Here is a 17,760-nt window from a genome sequence, read left to right as displayed (position 1 = left end):
CCACCGCCCGGCGTACCACGATGGGCGCGTGACCGATGCCGCGCTCGACGTCGACGAGGCCGTCTTCGACGAGGTGGAGCGGATCCCGCCCGGGCGGGTGAGCACCTACGGCGCCATCGGCCGGCTGGTGGGCGTCGGGCCGCGCAGGGTGGCGCGGGCGCTGAGCTCCGGCGGGGGCGCAGTGCCTTGGTACCGCGTGGTGCGCGCCGACGGCTCGGCCGCCGAGCCGGTGCGCGCCCGCCAGCTGGAGCTGCTGGCCGGCGAGGGGGTTCCGGTGCGCAACGGGAAGGTGGACCTGGCGGCCGTCGGCTGGCCCGACCGGGGAGCCGGCGGTGTCCTCCCTCGGGATGATCGCGGACCGGTGCCGGATCGCCCTCCGGGGCGATGCGCGCCGACCGGGCCGCACGGTGAGCTGACCCGGTGACGTCCCCGGCCCGGCAGCAGCCCCTTCCGCCCGCTCCGGCGCGGTCCCGACCCGTGCGGTCCCGCGGCGCCCGCATCCGGCGGGCCTGCGTCCGCCTGGTGGCCGGCGTGCTCGTCCTGCTCTGCGCGGCGTTCGCCGTCGGCTGGGCGGTGACCCCCGACGGGGTCGACGCCCAGGAGCGGGTGGCCGAACGGCTGGCGGAGCACGGCGGCACTCCGACGACCGGGGAGGTGCCACCGCGCATCGCCGACGCGCTGCTGGCCACCGAGGACAGCCGGTTCGGCTCGCACCCCGGGATCGACTGGCGCGGCGCGCTGCGGGCGCCGCTCGGGCTGGTCGTCGGGCGCGACCTGGGCGGCTCGACCCTGCAGCACCAGCTGGCCCGGGTGCTCTACGAGGACGGCGCCACGGACACGCCGGCCAGGGCGCGATCGCTGGTGCTGGCCGTCAAGCTCGACCAGACCTGGACCGACGACCAGATCCTCCGCATGTACCTGGACGCCGTGTACTTCGGCCACGGGTTCTACGGGGTGCAGGCGGCGGCCGAGGGCTACTTCGGGCTGGCCCCCGACGAGCTCGACTGGGCGCAGGCCACCGTGCTCGTCGGGCTGGTGCAGGGTCCCAGCGCCTACGACCCCTTCGTGTACCCCGAGCGCGCGGCCGCCCGGCAGGCCCACGTGCTCGACCGGCTGGTGGCCGTGGGAACCCTCTCCCGGTCGGAGGCCGACCGGATCGCCGCCGAACCGTGGAACCTCACCGGCGGATGACTCCAGTTCCGGTCCCCGGCTGCCGACGACATGGACATGAACACCATGGCGTGCAGGGCAGTGGCCCAGGCCGGACTGGTCGCCGGAACCGCGTCGCTGGACCGGGAGCAGGCATTCCCGCTGCTCCTGGTGGCCGGCTGGCTGACCACCGCGGCCGACCTGATGCTCGAGCAGTCGTTGCTGGACTCCCTGGCCTGACCCACCCGCTCCATCCACCCCGCCCGTCCCCGGATCGTCGTACCCCCGTGCTTCCATCGAGGAGTGGCACAGCGCGGGGGTGAGGGCGGTCCGGTCTACCGGTTGCTGCCGGGGGAGCCGCCGCGCTCCACCGCGCCGCTGCTCGATCCCACCCAGCAGGCCGTCGTCGACCACCCGGGCGGGCCGCTGCTGGTGCTCGCCGGCCCCGGCACGGGCAAGACGACGACGATCGTCGAGGCCGTCGCGACGCGCATCGACGCCGGCGTCGACCCCGAGCAGATCCTCGTCCTGACCTTCAGCCGCAAGGCCGCCGCCGAGCTGCGCACCCGGATCACCTCCCGGGTCGCCCGCACCATCCGCGAGCCGCTGGCGCGCACCTTCCACTCCTACGCCTACGGCGTGCTCCGGCGCGCCGCCGTGCTGCGGGGGGATCCGCCGCCCCGGCTGCTCACCTCCGCCGAGCAGGACGCCGTCGTCGCCGAGCTGCTGCGGGGTGACGCCGAGGGTGAGGGCACCGTCCGGTGGCCCGACGACCTCGCCCCCGCGCTGGGCACCGAGGGCTTCCGGGCGGAGTTGCGGGAGCTGCTGCTGCGGGCGACCGAGCGGGGGGTCGACGCCGAGCGCCTGGCCGCCTGGGGCCGGGAGACCGGCCGCGAGCACTGGGTGCACGCGGCCGCGTTCCAGCAGCAGTACGAGAACGTCAGCGACTTCTGGGTGGCGTCCCGGGGCGACGCCTCCGGCTACGACCCCGCGGAGCTGGTCCGGCAGGCGATCCTCGAGCTGACCGGTGACCCCGAGCTGCTCCGCCAGGAGCGCGAGCGCGCCCGCTGGCTGTTCGTCGACGAGTACCAGGACACCGACCCGGCGCAGGTCGAGCTACTGGAGCTGCTCGCCGGGGGCGGGGGGAACCTGGTCGCCGTCGGTGACCCCGACCAGTCCATCTACGCGTTCCGCGGCGCCGAGCCGCGGGGCATCGTGGAGTTCACCGAGCGGTTCCGGCACTCCGGCGGGCGCGCCGCCGGGCGGGTGTCGCTGGGAGTCTGCCGCCGATCGGGCGCGGAGCTGCTGCGGATCAGCCGCCAGGTGGCCGAGGGGCTGCCCGGTCCCTGGGAGCACCGCCGGCTGGCCGCGGGGGAGGGAATCCCGCCGGGCGAGGCGGAGGTGCACGTGTTCGGCTCGGCCGCGGTCGAGGCCGCCTACGTCTCCGACGTGCTGCGCCGCGCGCACCTGCTCGACGGCATCCCGTGGTCGGAGATGGCCGTCGTCGTGCGCACCGCGGCGGTGCTCGGGCCGTTCCGGCGCGCCCTGGCCTCGGCCGGGGTGCCGGTCGCCGTCTCCACCGACGAGCTCCCGCTGGCCGCCCAGCCCGCCGTCGCCCCGTTCCTGCGGGTGCTGGCGGCGCTGCTGCCCGGCCCGGACGGGGAGCCCGCCGGTCTGGACGAACCGGGCGCCGAGGCGCTGCTGTCCTCGCCCCTGGGCGGGGCCACCGTGCTGGACCTGCGGCGGCTCCGCCGGGCCGTGCGCACCGCGCTGGCCAAGCAGGGGCTGGACGCCGCGGAGCGCGGCGCCCCGCTCGCTGCCGCGCTCACCGACGCGGCGCTGCTGGAGGCGCTGCCCGAGCACGTCGCCCGTCCGGCGATCCGGGTGGCGGCCGTGCTGGACGCCGGCCGGTTCGCGCTCGCCCAGGACGGCACCGCGGAGGACGTGCTGTGGGCCATGTGGCAGCGCAGCGGCCTGGCGACGCGCTGGGCACGGGCCAGCGCCGCCGGCGGCCCGTCGGGGGCGGTGGCCGACCGCGACCTCGACGCGGTCGTGGCCCTGTTCGACGCCGCCGCCGGCTTCGTCGACCGGCTGCCGTCCGCCGACGTGCGGGCGTTCGTCGAGCACCTCTCCGCGCAGGAGCTCCCCGGCGACACCGGCGCCGCGCGGGCGGTCGCCGGCGAGACGGTCCGGCTGCTCACCGCCCACGCCGCCAAGGGCCTGGAGTGGGACCTGGTCTGCGTCTCGGGGGTGCAGGAGGGACTGTGGCCGGACCTGCGGGAGCGCGCGTCGCTGCTGGGCGCCGAGCTGCTGGTGGAGATGGCGGCCGGCATCGACGGCGCCTCGACCGACCGGCGCGCCCTGGCCCTGGCCGAGGAGCGGCGGCTGTTCTATGTCGCCTGCACCCGGGCCCGGCGACGGCTGGTGGTGACCGCCGTCGAGGGCGCCCTCGACGGGGCCGACGCCGGTGCGTCGGCGTCCCGGTTCCTCGACCTGGTGTCCCCGCCGCCGCCCGACGGGCGTCCGCTCACCGAGCTGCCCCGGGCGCTCACCCTGCCCGCGCTCGTCGCCGAGCTGCGCCGGGCGGTCACCGACCCGCACACCCCGCCGGCCCGGCGCTCCGCCGCGGCGGCGCTGCTGCGCCGGCTCGCCGACGAGGGCGTGCCCGGTGCGGCACCAGCCCGCTGGTGGGGGCTCGCACCGCTCTCGGACGACGCGCCGCTCGTCGACGAGGAGCTGCCGGTGCGGGTGCGCCCGTCGGCGATCGAGACCTTCCAGCGCTGCCCCCTGCGGTGGGTGCTCGGCGCGGTCGGCGCCGAGGCCTCGCCCGACGCCACCCGCACCGTGGGCTCGGCCGTCCACGCCGTGGCCCAGCAGGTGGCCGAGGGGCTGCCCGCGCCCGACGCGCGCACCGTGCTCGACGCCGAGCTCGACCAGCTCGACCTCGGGCCCGGCTGGGCCGACCAGCGGCAGCGGGTGCACGCCCACGACATGCTCGACCGCTTCCTGCGCTGGCACGCCGCCAACCCGCGGGAGCTGGTCGGCGCGGAGGTCGACTTCGACGTGGTCGTGGGGCGGGCCCGCATCCGCGGCCAGGTCGACCGGCTCGAGCGCGACGCCGAGGGGCGGCTCGTGGTCGTCGACCTGAAGACCGGGAAGAGCGCGGCGAAGAACACCGAGGAGCACGGACAGCTCGCGGCCTACCAGGTGGCGGTCGCGGCCGGGGCCTTCGAGGGGCACGGCACCGTCTCCGGCGGCGCCGCCCTGCTCCAGGTCGGCACCGGCGCCAAGGCCAAGGAACAGCACCAGGAGCCGCTGCCCGCCGACGTGCCCCTCGAGGGCACGTGGGCCGGGGAGCTCGTCGCGGAGGTGGGCGCCGGTATGGGAGGGGCGACCTTCGAGGTGCGCACCGGTTCGCACTGCTCGCGCTGCCCGGCGCGGCGCAGCTGCCCGCTGCAGGAGCCCGGCCGGCAGGTGACCGGGTGACCCCGAGGCATGAGCGGCCCCGTCCAGAGGCTCGCCGCGAGCCTGCGAGCGGGGAGGAGGACGGGGTCCTTCAACTGTCCTTCGAGGACCTGCTGGCGGAGGTCCCCGCAGCGGAACCCGCGCCCCGCCGGCTGCTCACGCCCGCGGAGGTGGCGGCGCGCTGCGGGCTGTCCTACGCCCCGTCCGACGAGCAGGCCGGCGTCGTCTCCGCGCCCGCGGACCGGCCGCTGGTGGTCGTCGCCGGGGCCGGGTCGGGCAAGACCGAGACGATGGCCGCGCGGGTCTCCTACCTGGTCGCCAACCGGATCGTCGAGCCCGAGGCGATCCTCGGCCTCACCTTCACCCGCAAGGCCGCCAGCGAACTCAACGAGCGCATCCGGCTGCGCCTGGGTGCGCTGGCCCGCCACCCGGAGACCGAGGACGACCTGCGCGAACGGCTGGCGATCGCCCAGCCCACGGTCTCGACCTACCACGGTTACGCCGCCGCGCTGGTCGCCGAGCACGGCCTGCGGATCGGGGTGGAGCCCGGCGCCGGGGTGCTCGGCCCGGCGATGTGCTGGGGGCAGGCGGCCACCGTCGTCGCGGCCTGGACCGGCGACATGGCCGACGTCCCGCTCACGCTGCTCACCACCGTCGAGGACGTGCTGGCGCTGGCCGCGGAGATGGGCGAGCACGACGTGACCCCCGCGGCCCTGCGCACCTGGACGGCGCGGCTGGAGGCGCAGATCGCCGGCTACGCGGACGCCCCGAGGAAGAAGGGGCCCTACGCCGCGGTCGCCGAGATGCTCGCCCGGCAGAAGGCCCGCGTGGCGCTGCTGCCGCTGGTCGAGGCGTTCGAGGCGCGCAAGCGTGCCCTCGGCTCGATCGACTACGCCGACCAGGTGGCCCACGCCGCGCGCATCGCCGTCGCGGCCCCCGAGGTCGGCCGGCGCGAGCGAGCCCGCTGGAAGGTGGTGCTCCTCGACGAGTACCAGGACACCAGCGTCGGCCAGCTGCGCATGCTGGAGGCGCTCTTCGGCGGTGCCAGCGGCCACCCGGTGCTGGCCGTCGGTGATCCGCGGCAGTCCATCTACGGGTGGCGCGGCGCCTCGGCCGGCACGATCGAGCGCTTCGCCCGCACCTTCCCCGGGCGTCCGGGCCGCGCCGCGCAGCGGTTGACGCTGGCCACCAGCTGGCGCAACGACGAGGCGGTGCTGGCGGTGGCCAACGCCGTGTCGGCGATGCTGCCCGAACCGGCCCAGCCACTGCCCGACCTCGCCCCGGCGCCCACCGCCGGCCGCGGCTCGGTCACCGTCGGGCTGTACGAGACCGTCGCCGAGGAAACCGCGGCCCTGGCCGACCGGCTGGCCGCCTGCTGGGACGGCGCGGACCCCGCCGTCCCGGCGAAGGACGGGCAGCACCGCCCGCCGTCGATGGCCGTGCTGGTGCGCACCCGCAAGCAGCTGCCCGGCATCGCGGCGGCCCTGCGCGAGCGCGGACTGCCGGTCGAGGTCGTGGGGCTGGGCGGCCTGCTGGAGGTGCCGGAGGTATCCGACGTCGTCGCCACCCTCACCGTGTTGGTCGACCCGACGGCGGGTGACGCGATGGGCCGGCTGCTCACCGGTGCCCGCTGGCGGATCGGCCCCCGCGACCTCGCCGCCCTCGAGGCCCGCGCCCGCGCGCTCGTGCACGCGCGCCGGCCGGCCCGCCCGGCCGAGGGCGCGGAGGCCGGGGCGGTCGAGGTGCCGCAGGAGCGCGGCAGCATCGTCGAGGCGCTCGACGACCTCGGCGACGCCGCGCAGTACTCGCCCGCGGGCTACCGGCGGCTGCGCCGGCTGGGTGCCGAGCTCGCCCACCTGCGCGGCCGGATCGGGGAGTCGCTGCCCGACCTGGTCGACGAGGTGGCCCGCACCCTGGGCCTGGAGACCGAGCTGGCCAGCGCGCCGGGGATCAGCCCCGCCGGGGCCCGCGCCCACCTGGATGCGCTGCACGGTGTCGCGGCGGAGTTCACCGAGCTGGCCGAGCTGCCCTCGCTGCCGGCGTTCCTGGGCTACCTGCGCGACGCGGAGGAGCGGGAACGCGGCCTGGAGCCCGGGGAGGTGGCGGTCAACCCGGAGGCGGTGCAGCTGCTCACCGGGCACTCGGCCAAGGGGCTGGAGTGGGACGTCGTCGCCGTGCCCGGCATGACCGCCGACCAGTTCCCGGCGCGCACCAACGCCAGCGACTCCTGGATCAAGGACCCGGGCGCGGTCCCGGTCGACCTCCGGCTCACCGACCGGGAGGAGCTGCCCCGGCTGCGCCTGCCGGTGCCCGGCTCCGGTGACCAGGCGGTGGTCCGGGACGCCCTGGAGGAGTACGTCCAGGACTGGAAGGACTTCGGCCGGGACGAGGAGATCCGGCTCGGCTACGTCGCCGTCACCCGGGCGAAGCGGCTGCTGCTGTGCTCGGGCAGCTGGTGGCGTGACGGCGTGAAGCCGTGCGGGCCGTCGTCCCTGCTGCACACCGCCAAGGAGGCGTGCGAGGCCGGCGCCGGCACCGTCGTCCACTGGGCCCCGGCGCCCGAGGACGGCGCGACCAACCCCGCGTTGGAGGAGTGGCCGGTCGGTGTCTGGCCGGCCGACCCGCTCTCCGAGCCGCGCCGGCGGGCGCTCACCGCCGCCGCGCAGCTGGTCGAGGGCGCCGCGCCGCACCCGCTGGAACCCGAGCGGTCGCTCGGCGGGGAGGACGAGCTCGTCGGGCAGTGGGTGCGCGACGCCGACCTGCTGCTGCGCGAGCGGGCGCGGCAGGAGAGCCCGACCGTCGACGTCCCGCTGCCCTCCCACCTGTCGGTGTCGGCGCTGGTCACCCTCCGCCGCAACCCGGCCGAGCTGGCCCGCCGGCTGCGCCGCCCGATGCCGGCGGCGCCCGCTCCTCAGGCCCGCCGCGGCACCGCCTTCCACGCCTGGCTGGAGGAGCGGTTCGGCGCCGCGCGGCTGGTCGACCTCGACGAGCTGCCCGGCTCCGGCGACGAGCTCGCCGCGCCCGACGACGCCCTGGACGAGCTGCGCGAGGCCTTCCTCGCCAGCGAGTGGGCCGATCGCCAGCCCGTCGAGGTGGAGGTGCCGTTCGAGACGCCGTTGGGGCCGATCACGCTGCGGGGCCGGATCGACGCGGTGTTCCAGCGCGAGGACGGCGGCTACGAGGTCATCGACTGGAAGACCGGTCCACCGCCCTCGGGCGGCGAGCTGGCCGCCGCCGGTGTCCAGCTGGCCGCCTACCGGCTGGGCTGGTCGCGGCTGACCGGGGTGCCGGTCGAACGGGTGAGCGCCGGCTTCCACCACGTGGCCGCCAAGGAGACGATCCGGCCTGTCGACCTGCTCGACGAGTCCGGGCTGCTCGCGCTGATCACCGGAACGGGCTGACCCGTCCTTCCTCTCGGCAGGAGAACCCGTCAGCCCTGCGGCGTGGTGGGCGGGGCCGGGGGTGGCGTCGCCGGGGGCGGGGCCGCCGCGGGCGCTCGCCGCCGCGCTCGGCGGACCGGCACGAGGACCGCACCGGCCACCAGCGCGGCGACGGCCACCCACGGCAGGACGACCCCGAGGACGACGGCGACCGAACCGGCGGTCGACGCCAGGGCCCGCCACCCGGTGCCCAGCCCGCCGAGGAAGCCGTCGGGCCCACCGGGCGGCGCCACGCCGAACGGCTCCAGGTGCACGCGCAGCGTCGACAGCTCCACCCGGTCGGCCAGCAGCGCGCGCCGCGACAGCAGCGACTCCAGCTGCTCCTGCCGGTCGGAGAGGGCCTTCTCGGCGGCCAGTAGGGCCTCGGTGTCGGCCGCCCCCTCCATCAGCGTCTGCAGCCGCGCCACGGAGGTCTGCAGCGCCGCGATCCGCGCGTCCAGGTCGACCACCGTCGTCGTGACGTCGGAGTGGGACACCGACACGTTCGCGACGTCGCCGAGGTCCTCGAGCTCGGCCACCACACCGGTGAGCTCGGACGCCGGCACCCGCACCACGAGCTCGGCGACGGCCCCTCGAGTGCCGTCCCCCGACGCCGTCTGCTCGGTGCGCTCCTCGATCCGCCCGCCGACGGACTCGACCAGCTCGTTCACCTGCTGGGCACCCTCGGCCGGGTCCTCGACCGCCACGGAGGCGCTGGCAGTGGTCACCACCTGCCGGTCGCCATCGGTCTCGAGCGGGTCGTCCGGCGCACTTCCGAGATCCCCCGGGATCGCGGGCACGGGAGCGACCGCGCCCCCGCCGGCACCGCCGTCCGCGCTACCGGACTCCGCGCCCGGCGAGCCCGTGCAGCCGGCCAGCAGCGCCAGTGCCAGGGCCGCGGCTGCCGCGCCGAGGAAGCGCCGCACGGGCCGCACCGCAGGCCGCTGGGCCGCCACCGACCGGCGTCGATGCCCGATCGCGACGCGGACGGTTGTCACGAGCCCCGCGCGGATCCGTCGTCCGGCCATGGCGGTGCGATCCTTCCCCTCGGGTGTCTTCCCGGGGGATGACGGCTCGACGTGCCTGACACGTTCCCGCGGGAACGCGTCGCGGGCACCGGAGCTCACCCCGGCGCACGGTGACGGCCGACCGTGCGGGGGCGACGGCCCCAGCGGCTCCTGGGCGGAGGGCCCAGCCGGTGCCGACACGTCGGCTCGTCGACGAGTCGACATGTCGTCGGCGATCGTGCTCAGGACGGCGTCAGGCCGGACTGCTGGGCAGGGGGCCGTCGGGGGCCGGTGCGAGCGGGTCGGCGTCGGCGGCGGCGCGCTCAGGACGAGGCGACGCGGTCCAGGATCGCCGCGGCCAGCTGCTCGGGCGCCTGCTCGGGGACCCAGTGCGTGATCCCGGGCAGCTCGACGAACCGGTAGTCGCCGGTCACGAACTCCTCGCACGCCTGCGCGGCCGTGCGGCCGATCGCGACGTCGGCGTCGCTCCACACGTAGGTGGTGGGCACCTCGACCTTGTCCACGCGGATGTCCGAGCTCATCGCGCGGTACCAGTTCAGCGCCGCGGTCAGCGCGCCCGGCGCCGACAGCGCCGCCACGTACTCGTCCGCGGCCTCGGGGGAGACGCCGGTCTCGCCGTCGGCGCCCAGCAGCATCCGGCGCAGCCGCCGCGCGTCGTCGGCCAGCAGCACCTCCTCCGCCTTGCCCGGCTGCCAGAACAGCCGGATGTAGGCCGAGCGCTCCTTCTGCTCCGGGTCGATCCGGAAGGCCGCGGTGTACGCCGCCGGGTGCGGCACCGACACGGCGGTCAGCGACCGCACCCTGTCGCTGTGCCACGCGGCCAGCGTCCACGCCACGTTGGCACCCCAGTCGTGGCCCACCACGTCGGCCGCCGGGATCTCCAGCGCCGTCATGAGGTCCGCCGTCACCTGCGCCAGATTCTGCATGGCGTAGGCCCCCACCTCGGCGGGCCGCGCGCCGGGGGAGTAGCCCAGCTGGTCCGGCGCGTAGGTGCGCAGACCTGCCTGGGTGAGCAGCGGCGTCACCGCGGCCCAGGACGCCGACGTCTGCGGGAAGCCGTGCAGGAGCAGCACCGGCCGGCCGTCGTCGGGTCCGTCGACGCGCACGTCGAAGGTCAGGTCGCCGACATCGGTCCGCAGCAGCTCTCCGGGCATGCCCCGGACGCTAGCCGGGCGGAGAGCGCTGCGCTGGCGGCACTACCGTCGACGCCGTGACCAGCGCCGAACGTGACTTCGTCCTCGACCACCTCGACGACCTGCACGCAGACCTCGACGCCTGGCTGCGCATCCCGTCCATCTCGGCCGACCCCGCGCACTCCCGCGACGTCGCCGCGAGCGCCACCTGGCTGGCCGACGCGCTGCGCCGGGTCGGCTTCCCGACCGTCGAGATCTGGCCGACCGCCGGCGCGCCGGCCGTCTTCGCCGAGTGGCCCAGCGCTGACACCGGTGCGCCGGTCGCCCTGGTCTACGGCCACCACGACGTGCAGCCGGTCGACCCGCTGGAGCTCTGGGAGCACCCGCCGTTCGAGCCCACCCGGGTCGAGGGCCCCGACGGCCCCGAGCTGCACGCCCGCGGGGCCATCGACGACAAGGGCAACGTCGCCTTCCACCTGCTCGGCATCCGCGCCCACCTGGCGGCGACCGGCCGCGACACCCCCGCCGTCACGGTGAAGCTGCTGATCGAGGGCGAGGAGGAGTCCGGGTCCCCGCACTTCGAGGCCCTGCTCCGGGAGAAGGCCGACCGGCTCGCCTGCGACGTCGTCGTCGTCAGCGACACCGGCATGGCCGCACCCGACGTGCCCAGTGCCGTGACCGCGATGCGCGGGCTGGCCGACGCCGAGATCACCCTGCGCGGCCCGGCGGTGGACCTGCACTCCGGGTCGTTCGGCGGCGCCGTGCCCAACCCGTTGCACGCCATGGCCGAGCTGATCGCGAAGCTGCACGACGACCAGGGCCGGGTGACCATCCCCGGCTTCTACGACGAGGTGCGGCCGCTGTCGGACCGCGAGCGCGAGCTGATGGGCCGGGTGCCCTTCGACGAGCAGGCCTGGCTGGCCGGCCCGGCCGCCTCGCGCGCGACCTACGGCGAGGCCGGCTTCAGCACCCTGGAGCGCACCGGCGCCCGCCCGACCGCGGAGGTCAACGGCATGTGGGGCGGGTACACCGGCCCCGGCCACAAGACGATCATCCCGGCCGAGGCGCACGCCAAGGTGACCTTCCGGCTCGTCTCCGACCAGCGGCCGGAGGACGTCGGCCCGCGGCTGCGCGCCTGGGTGGCGGCCAACGTCCCGGCCGGCATCGAGGCCGAGGTGCACACGCCGCCGGGCGGCGTCGCCCCGTGCGCGAGCGACCTGGACTCCCCGTACATGGACGCGCTGCTGACCGCCATCGGCCAGGCCTTCGACCGCGATCCGGCCGACGTGCTCTTCACCCGCGAGGGAGGCAGCGGCCCCGAGGCGGCGATCGTCGAGGCGCTCGGTGCGCCGCTGCTGTTCCTCGGCGCGGGCCTGCCCACCGACCGCATCCACTCGCCGAACGAGCGGGTGCTGCTGCCGATGCTGTACCGCGGCGCGGAGGCGGCGGCGCACCTGTGGCGGGAGCTGGCCGCGGCGCCGCGGCGCTGAGGACCTGACGGCATTCCCGCGGGAACGCCGTCACCGCGTTCCCGGGAGGTCGTCCGGGAGCGTGCCGACGACGACGGTCGCGCCGAGGTCCTCGTCGGTCACCAGCCGGGGCAGCAGGCCGCCGCGGGTGACGACGTCGACCGCCGCCTGCGCCTGCCCCTCGCCGCACTCGAACAGCAGCGTCCCACCCGGCGCCAGCCACTCCGCCGCCCGGGCCGCGACCCGGCGGGCGAGCGCCAGCCCGTCCGCGCCGCCGTCGAGGGCGGTCCGCGGTTCGTGGTCGCGGGCCTCCGGCGGGAGGAGCCCGAGGGCGCCGGTCGGCACGTAGGGCACGTTCGCGGTGAGGACGGCGACCCGGCCGCGGAGCCCCGCCGGCAGCGCGTCGAACAGGTCGCCTTCGTGCACGGGCACCCCGGGAAGGTTGTCCCGGGCGCAGGCCGCGGCGGCGGGGTCGAGGTCGGCCGCGTGCAGCTGGATGCCCGGCACGGCCGCCGCGAGCGCGGCGCCGACCGCTCCCGTACCGCAGCACAGGTCGACGACGACGGCGCCCGGGCGGGCGAACGGCAGGGCCGCGCGGACCACCAGCTCGGTCCGGCGGCGCGGGACGAAGACCCCCGGCGCGACGGTGATCCGCAGCCCGCAGAACTCCGCCCAGCCCAGCAGCACCTCCAGGGGCGTCCCCGCCACCCGTCGCTCGACCAGCCGCGCCAGGTCGGCGGCGTCGCCGGCCGCGGATACGAGCAGGGCCGTCTCCTCCTCGGCGAAGACGCAGCCGACGGCCCGCAGCCGGGCCACGACCGCCGGGTCGGGCGCGGTTCCGGCGGGGTGCACGGCGGCCTCCTTCGACGGCGCGGGCGACGGTGCCGCCGCGGGCCACGCCCTTACGCTGAGCCCGTGACCGGAGTGGGCCAGGAAGCGGCGCCGGGCTGGTATCCGGACCCGGGTGGCGCCCCCGGCATGGTGCGCTGGTGGAGCGGCAGCGCGTGGTCCGACGTCATGATGCCCGCCGGCCCCGGGGTCGAGGTGCACCGGGCCGCCGCGCGGACCGCGGCTCCGCGGCCCCCGGAGCCGGTGGCCCCTGCGGCGCCCGTCGCCCCCGCCGGGGCCCGGTCGCGGATCCGGCGATGGGTCGCCGCGGGCGCCGTCCTGGTGCTCCTCGTGGCCGCCGTCGTCACCGTGCTGTCGCTGGGCTCGGGCGGGGACGGCGGCACCACCGCCGCTCCCGCGCAGCAGCCCGGTGCGGCCCCCGCGCCGGCACCCGGCCAGGCGTTCCCGCCGGGCACGGTACGGATCATCGACGAGGCCGCCGGCATCTCCTACCCGTACCTGGGCGAGGGCTGGCGGGAGTTCGACCTGGGCCGGCAGCTGGAGACGACCACGACCGCCGGGCAGTACTTCACGACGCAGGAAGCCACGCCCGACGGCGGGATCTTCATCTCCCAGTGCACCTCCGGGCCGGTGGCCGACGGATACGGGTGGGCGGGTCCCTCGACCCTGCAGAGCACGGTGACGACGCTGGCCGCCAGCGTCCGCGCCAACTACTACCCGTGGCCGAACACGATCGAGATCCGGCGCGACGAGCCCCGGACCGTCGACGGGCGTGCCGCCCACCTCGTCGAGTTCCAGCTGGCGTGGGACGTCGAGGGCTACGACGCCTCGGGGGAGCGGGCGGCGCTGCTGCTGATCGACGTCGGCCGGCCGGCCCCGGCGCTGCTCTACGTCTCCATCCCCAACACCCACGCCGAGCTGTACGGCGTCATCGACCGGGTCCTCGGCGCCGTCGAGGTGTTGGAGTGACGAGCTGTGCGGTCGACCGACGAGCGGAGCCCGGAGGGTTCCGGAGGAGGGATGCGGCAGCAGGGGCTCACCAGGGATGGGGACGGCAACTGGCCGCGGTGTCACCCGGAGGGTGACGTCGTCGTAGGGTCGGGCGCGTGACTGCGGCTGGTACCGAACTGACCCTGCGGCACCCGATCGAACGGTTCACGCTGGACAACGGCCTGCGGGTGGTCCTCGCCCCCGACCGCAGCGTGCCGGTGGTGGCGGTGAGCGTCTACTACGACGTCGGGATGCGCAACGAACCCGAGGGGCGCACCGGCTTCGCCCACCTCTTCGAGCACATGATGTTCCAGGGGTCGGCCAACGTCGCGAAGATGGAGCACGCGCGGCTGGTGCAGGCCGCCGGTGGCACGTTCAACGGGTCCACCCACCAGGACTACACGAACTACTTCCAGGCGCTGCCCGCCGAGGCGCTCGAGCGCGCCCTCTTCCTCGAGGCCGACCGCATGGCGGCGCCGGCGATCACCGAGGAGAACCTCCGGAACCAGATCGACGTGGTGAAGGAGGAGATCCGGGTCAACGTGCTCAACCGCCCCTACGGCGCCTTCCCGTGGCTGCAGCTGCCGCAGGTCGCCTTCGAGACCTTCGCCAACACCCATGACGGCTATGGCTCCTTCGTCGACCTGGAGTCCTCCACGGTCGCCGACGCCACCGACTTCTTCGAGAAGTACTACGCGCCGGGCAACGCCGTGCTGTGCATCGGCGGCGACCTCGACGTCGCCGCGACCGAGGAGCTGGTCCGCCGCTGGTTCGGCCCCATCCCCGGCCGGCACGTCCCGCCCTTGCCGGCCACCGGGGAGCCGTCCCCCACGACGGTGCGCTCCGCGGTGATCGAGGACCCCCTGGCGCCGGCGCCCGCGCTCGCCCTGGGCTGGCGGGTGCCCGACCCGGTCGGTGACTTCGACACCTACCTGGGCAGCGTGCTGCTGGCCGAGGTGCTCAGCGAGGGCGACGCCTCCCGGCTGGAGCGCCGGCTGGTCCACGACGACCGGATCGCCATCGCGCAGAGCAGCTACGTGGGCCTGTTCGGCGACCCCTTCGACGTCCGCGACGCGACCCTGCTCACCACGCAGGTGCACCACCCGGCCGCCGTGCCGGCCGAGCGCGTGATGGCCGCCGTGCACGAGGAGGTGGCGCGCATCGCCGACGAGGGCGTCGACGCGGACGAGCTGCGCCGGGTGCAGGCCCGCATCGAGGCGCAGCTGCTCCAGCAGGCCGACTCGGTGCTCGGGCGCACCCTCGCCTTCGCCGCGGCCGAGCTCGTCCACGGGCGCGCGGAGCTCGCCGGCGAGCTCGCCGCCCGCCTCGCGGCGGTGACCCCCGAGGCGGTGCAGGGAGCCGCCCGCGGGCTCGATCCGGGCACCGCCGCGGTGCTGGAGCTGCGACCTGCTGGAGGTACCCGATGACCGCACCCGAGCAGGTCTCGCTGATCCCGCCGCTGGGCGAGCCGCGCCCGCAGCCGGCGCCGGTGGCCGAGGAGACCACGCTGCCCAACGGGCTCCGGGTCGTCGTGGTCCCGCGCCCCGGGGTGCCCCTGGTCGAGCTCCGGCTGCGGGTGCCGTTCGCCGCGCCCAACACCCGCAACGCCGGCGTGCACGCGGCGCGCGGCGCCGTCCTCTCCGGGGCGGTGCTGCTCGGGACGCAGCGGCACGACCAGGCCGAGGTCGCCCAGCTGCTGCAGAGCCACGGCGCCGAGCTGTCGGTGAGCACCGACGCCGACCGGCTCATCTTCGGCACCACCCTGCTGCCCGGCGGTCTCGGCCCCGTCCTCGAGCTGCTCGCCGAGCTGCTCACCGGCGCCAGCTACCCGGCCGGCCGGGTGGACGGCGAGCGGGACCGGCTGGCCGAGCGGATCGCGATCGCCCGCACGCAGCCGGGCATGATCGCCCGCTCGGCGCTGGCCGCCCGCCGGTACGGCACCCACCCGTACGCCATCCAGCTGCCCGACGCCGAGCTGGTCTCCGCCGTCCGCGCCCCGGCGCTGCGGCGGCTGCACCGCGAGCGGGTCCTGCCCGCGGGCAGCACCCTCGTCCTCGTCGGCGACCTGGACCCCGCGGCCGCGACCGACACCGCCGCCGCGGCGCTCGAGGCGTGGACCGGCAGCGGCAAGGCGGTGGAGACCCCGCCGGTCGCCGAGCAGCCGGCGCACGGCATCCAGCTCGTGCACCGGTCCGGCGCGGTGCAGTCGAACCTGCGGCTGGGCGGCCCGGCCCCCAGCCGGACCGACCCCGACCTCCCGGCGGCACGGCTGGCGGCGATGGTCTACGGCGGGTACTTCTCCTCCCGGCTGGTGGAGAACATCCGCGAGCGGCGCGGTTACAGCTACAGCCCGCGCAGCGCCATCGACCACCAGCGCGCGGCGTCGTCGTTCCTGGTCGAGGCCGACGTGGCCACCGAGGTGACCGGGCCGGCCCTGCTCGAGACGCTCTACGAGCTCGGGCGGATGGCGCTGACCCCGGTGACCGAGGCGGAGCTGGACGCCGCCCGCCGCTACGTCCTCGGCAGCATGGCGCTGTCCACTTCCACCCACGCCGGCCTGGCCAGCACGCTGTCGGCGCTGCTCGGCGTGGGGCTGCCGGCGGACTGGCTGAGCACCCACCAGCGCGACCTCACCGAGGTCACCGTGGAGCAGGTGCAGGCCGCGGCCGCGCGCTACCTGGCGCCCGAGGCGCTCACCGCCGTCGTCGTGGGCGACGCGGACCGCGTGGCCGCCGAGCTGGGCGCCCTGGCGCCGGTCACCGTCACCGGGGGCGGCGAGCAGGCGTGACCGCCGGCGGCGGCGACGGCCCCCTGCTGTCCCGGGTCGCGCACGACCGGGCGCACCTCGCCCGGGTGCTGCCCGACCCCACCGGCGGCCGGCCGGTGCGGGTGCTCACCGTCGACGCCGCCCGGACGGTGCCGGTGGCCGAAGGCCCCGACGGCCCCCGCCTGGTCTGGGACGAGCGGCCGGAGCTGCCGGCGGGCGCGGTCTTCCTCGGCGAGGCCGACGGCGTCCCGTACGCGGCGGTGCGCGGGGAACGGGCGCTGACCGTCAACGGCCGGCCGGTCGACCGCTGGGCCGGGCTGCGCGACGTCGGTGCGGAGCTCGGCGACCTGGACGCCGGCCTGCTGGCGGAGGCCGTCGGCATCCTGGAGTGGCACGAACGGCACCGGTTCAGCCCGCTCACCGGCGCCCCGACGACGGTCGAGCGGGCCGGCTGGACGCAGCGCGACCCCACCACCGGGACCGAGTTCTTCCCGCGGGTCGACCCCGCGGTGATCATGCTCGTCCACGACGGCGGCGACCGCGTGGTGCTCGGCCGGCAGGCGACCTGGCCGCCGGGCCGGTTCTCCATCCTCGCCGGCTTCGTCGAGCCGGGGGAGTCCGCCGAGGCGGCCGTCGCCCGCGAGGTCGAGGAGGAGGTCGGGCTCCGCGTCAGCGACGTCCGCTACGTCGCCAGCCAGCCCTGGCCGTTCCCGCAGTCGCTCATGCTCGGGTTCGTGGCCCGCGCCGACGGCGACCAGGACCTCCGGCTCGATCCGCACGAGATCGAGGAGGCCCGCTGGTTCACCCGCGACGAGCTCCGGGCGCCCGGCGGGCAGCTGGCGGTGCCGCCGTCGATCTCCATCGCCCGGCACATCCTCGACCGCTGGCTGCGCGGCGAGCTCTAGGCACCCCAGCGACCGCCGAGCACGAGCGCGGGGCGGTCGGCGTGGTCGGCCAGCACCACGGCGTCGGCCAGCGCCACGGGATCGACCTCGTCGTCGTAGCGGTCGAAGGCCGGGAGCGCCCAGGCCGCCTCCGACGGGGTCCTGCGTCGCCGGGCGGCGGGCGTCACCCGCAGGTGCACCACGACGTCGAAGGCCAGGCCGACCCCCTGCAGCAGGGCGCCCGCCACCAGCAGCACGCCGCCGGCGGGTGCCGGACGGCGCGGCGCCCGGGCGGCCCGGTCGCGCTCCAGGTCCCACAGGACCGGCAGGTACTCCCCGGAGCCCCCCGGCCCGACCGGACCCAGCACCTCGCGGGCGAGCGCGCCGGCGTCCAGCCAGTCGGTGTAGCGGGCGTCGGGATCGGTGCGCCCGTGCTCCAGCCGCAGCGACGCCGGCCGGTAGAACCCGGTGGCGGGGACGACGACGGCGGCCCGGCCCAGCGTCGGCAGGCGATCGGCGATCGAGCGCGCCAGGTCCTCCGGCTCCGCCAGCTCGGGGCCGTCGACGGCCACGCGCAGCGCGGTGGCGCCCGGCTCGGCGGGGAGCT

At 76.6% G+C, this 17,760-nt stretch carries 14 protein-coding genes; 10 read left to right on the top strand and 4 right to left on the bottom strand.

All coding sequences use genetic code 11. The features are described from left to right. Positions 1–28 precede the first annotated feature (28 nt). The 5 genes from ACI8AP_RS13660 (at position 29) to ACI8AP_RS13640 (ending at position 8,015) form a co-directional block, all read left to right on the top strand. Complete coding sequence (locus tag ACI8AP_RS13660) at positions 29–424, top strand: MGMT family protein (protein WP_456589896.1); 396 nt, start codon at positions 29–31, stop codon at positions 422–424. A gap of 53 nt (positions 425–477) precedes the next feature. Then, positions 478–1,191, top strand: coding sequence for a transglycosylase domain-containing protein (locus ACI8AP_RS13655; protein ID WP_456589895.1), 714 nt, complete (start codon positions 478–480; stop codon positions 1,189–1,191). 36 nt (positions 1,192–1,227) lie between these two features. Beyond that, complete coding sequence (locus tag ACI8AP_RS13650; protein WP_456589894.1) at positions 1,228–1,389, top strand: hypothetical protein; 162 nt, start codon at positions 1,228–1,230, stop codon at positions 1,387–1,389. A gap of 63 nt (positions 1,390–1,452) precedes the next feature. Next, positions 1,453–4,635, top strand: coding sequence for an ATP-dependent helicase (locus ACI8AP_RS13645; protein ID WP_456589893.1), 3,183 nt, complete (start codon positions 1,453–1,455; stop codon positions 4,633–4,635). Further along, positions 4,632–8,015 (top strand): ATP-dependent helicase, encoded by a 3,384-nt coding sequence (locus ACI8AP_RS13640; protein ID WP_456589892.1) that lies wholly within the window; start codon positions 4,632–4,634, stop codon positions 8,013–8,015. The genes ACI8AP_RS13645 and ACI8AP_RS13640 overlap by 4 nt, the downstream gene beginning before the upstream one ends. Before the next feature lie 29 nt (positions 8,016–8,044). On the opposite strand, the gene ACI8AP_RS13635 is transcribed toward ACI8AP_RS13640, so the two are convergent. Both ACI8AP_RS13635 and ACI8AP_RS13630 read right to left on the bottom strand, forming a co-directional pair. Continuing rightward, positions 8,045–9,061 carry a DUF4349 domain-containing protein gene (locus ACI8AP_RS13635; protein WP_456589891.1) on the bottom strand — a complete coding sequence of 339 codons (1,017 nt, stop codon included), beginning with the start codon at positions 9,059–9,061 and terminating at the stop codon, positions 8,045–8,047. A gap of 302 nt (positions 9,062–9,363) precedes the next feature. Next, entirely contained in the window at positions 9,364–10,215 is an 852-nt protein-coding gene (locus ACI8AP_RS13630) for an alpha/beta fold hydrolase (RefSeq protein WP_456589890.1), read from the bottom strand. A 56-nt stretch (positions 10,216–10,271) separates the two neighbouring features. On the opposite strand from ACI8AP_RS13630, the gene ACI8AP_RS13625 reads away from it, so the two are divergent. Beyond that, positions 10,272–11,684, top strand: a complete 1,413-nt coding sequence (locus ACI8AP_RS13625) for a M20/M25/M40 family metallo-hydrolase (protein WP_456589889.1) — start codon at positions 10,272–10,274, stop codon at positions 11,682–11,684. A gap of 30 nt (positions 11,685–11,714) precedes the next feature. Here ACI8AP_RS13625 and ACI8AP_RS13620 read toward each other — a convergent pair whose 3' ends face one another. After that, positions 11,715–12,515 carry a putative protein N(5)-glutamine methyltransferase gene (locus ACI8AP_RS13620; RefSeq protein ID WP_456589888.1) on the bottom strand — a complete coding sequence of 267 codons (801 nt, stop codon included), beginning with the start codon at positions 12,513–12,515 and terminating at the stop codon, positions 11,715–11,717. Between the two features lie 63 nt (positions 12,516–12,578). Between ACI8AP_RS13620 and ACI8AP_RS13615 the strand changes: the two genes are divergently transcribed. From ACI8AP_RS13615 to nudC, 4 genes are all read left to right on the top strand, one after another. Next, positions 12,579–13,481: a DUF2510 domain-containing protein gene (locus ACI8AP_RS13615; RefSeq protein ID WP_456589887.1), complete on the top strand. Its 903-nt coding sequence runs from the start codon at positions 12,579–12,581 to the stop codon at positions 13,479–13,481. 137 nt (positions 13,482–13,618) lie between these two features. Further along, entirely contained in the window at positions 13,619–14,929 is a 1,311-nt protein-coding gene (locus ACI8AP_RS13610) for a M16 family metallopeptidase (protein ID WP_456589886.1), read from the top strand. Beyond that, positions 14,926–16,290: a M16 family metallopeptidase gene (locus tag ACI8AP_RS13605; protein WP_456589885.1), complete on the top strand. Its 1,365-nt coding sequence runs from the start codon at positions 14,926–14,928 to the stop codon at positions 16,288–16,290. Before ACI8AP_RS13610 ends, ACI8AP_RS13605 begins: the two co-directional genes overlap by 4 nt. Beyond that, a complete protein-coding gene (gene nudC / locus ACI8AP_RS13600) occupies positions 16,287–17,174 on the top strand; it encodes an NAD(+) diphosphatase (RefSeq protein ID WP_456589884.1) in 888 nt (295 codons plus the stop codon). The genes ACI8AP_RS13605 and nudC overlap by 4 nt, the downstream gene beginning before the upstream one ends. Here the strand turns inward: nudC and ACI8AP_RS13595 are convergent. Beyond that, positions 17,171–17,725, bottom strand: coding sequence for a uridine kinase (locus ACI8AP_RS13595; protein ID WP_456589883.1), 555 nt, complete (start codon positions 17,723–17,725; stop codon positions 17,171–17,173). The two genes, nudC and ACI8AP_RS13595, sit on opposite strands and share 4 nt — an antisense overlap. Positions 17,726–17,760 lie beyond the last annotated feature (35 nt).

It is taken from the genome of Blastococcus sp. SYSU DS1021 (assembly GCF_054050995.1).
This window is presented reverse-complemented; position numbering and strand designations above follow the sequence as displayed.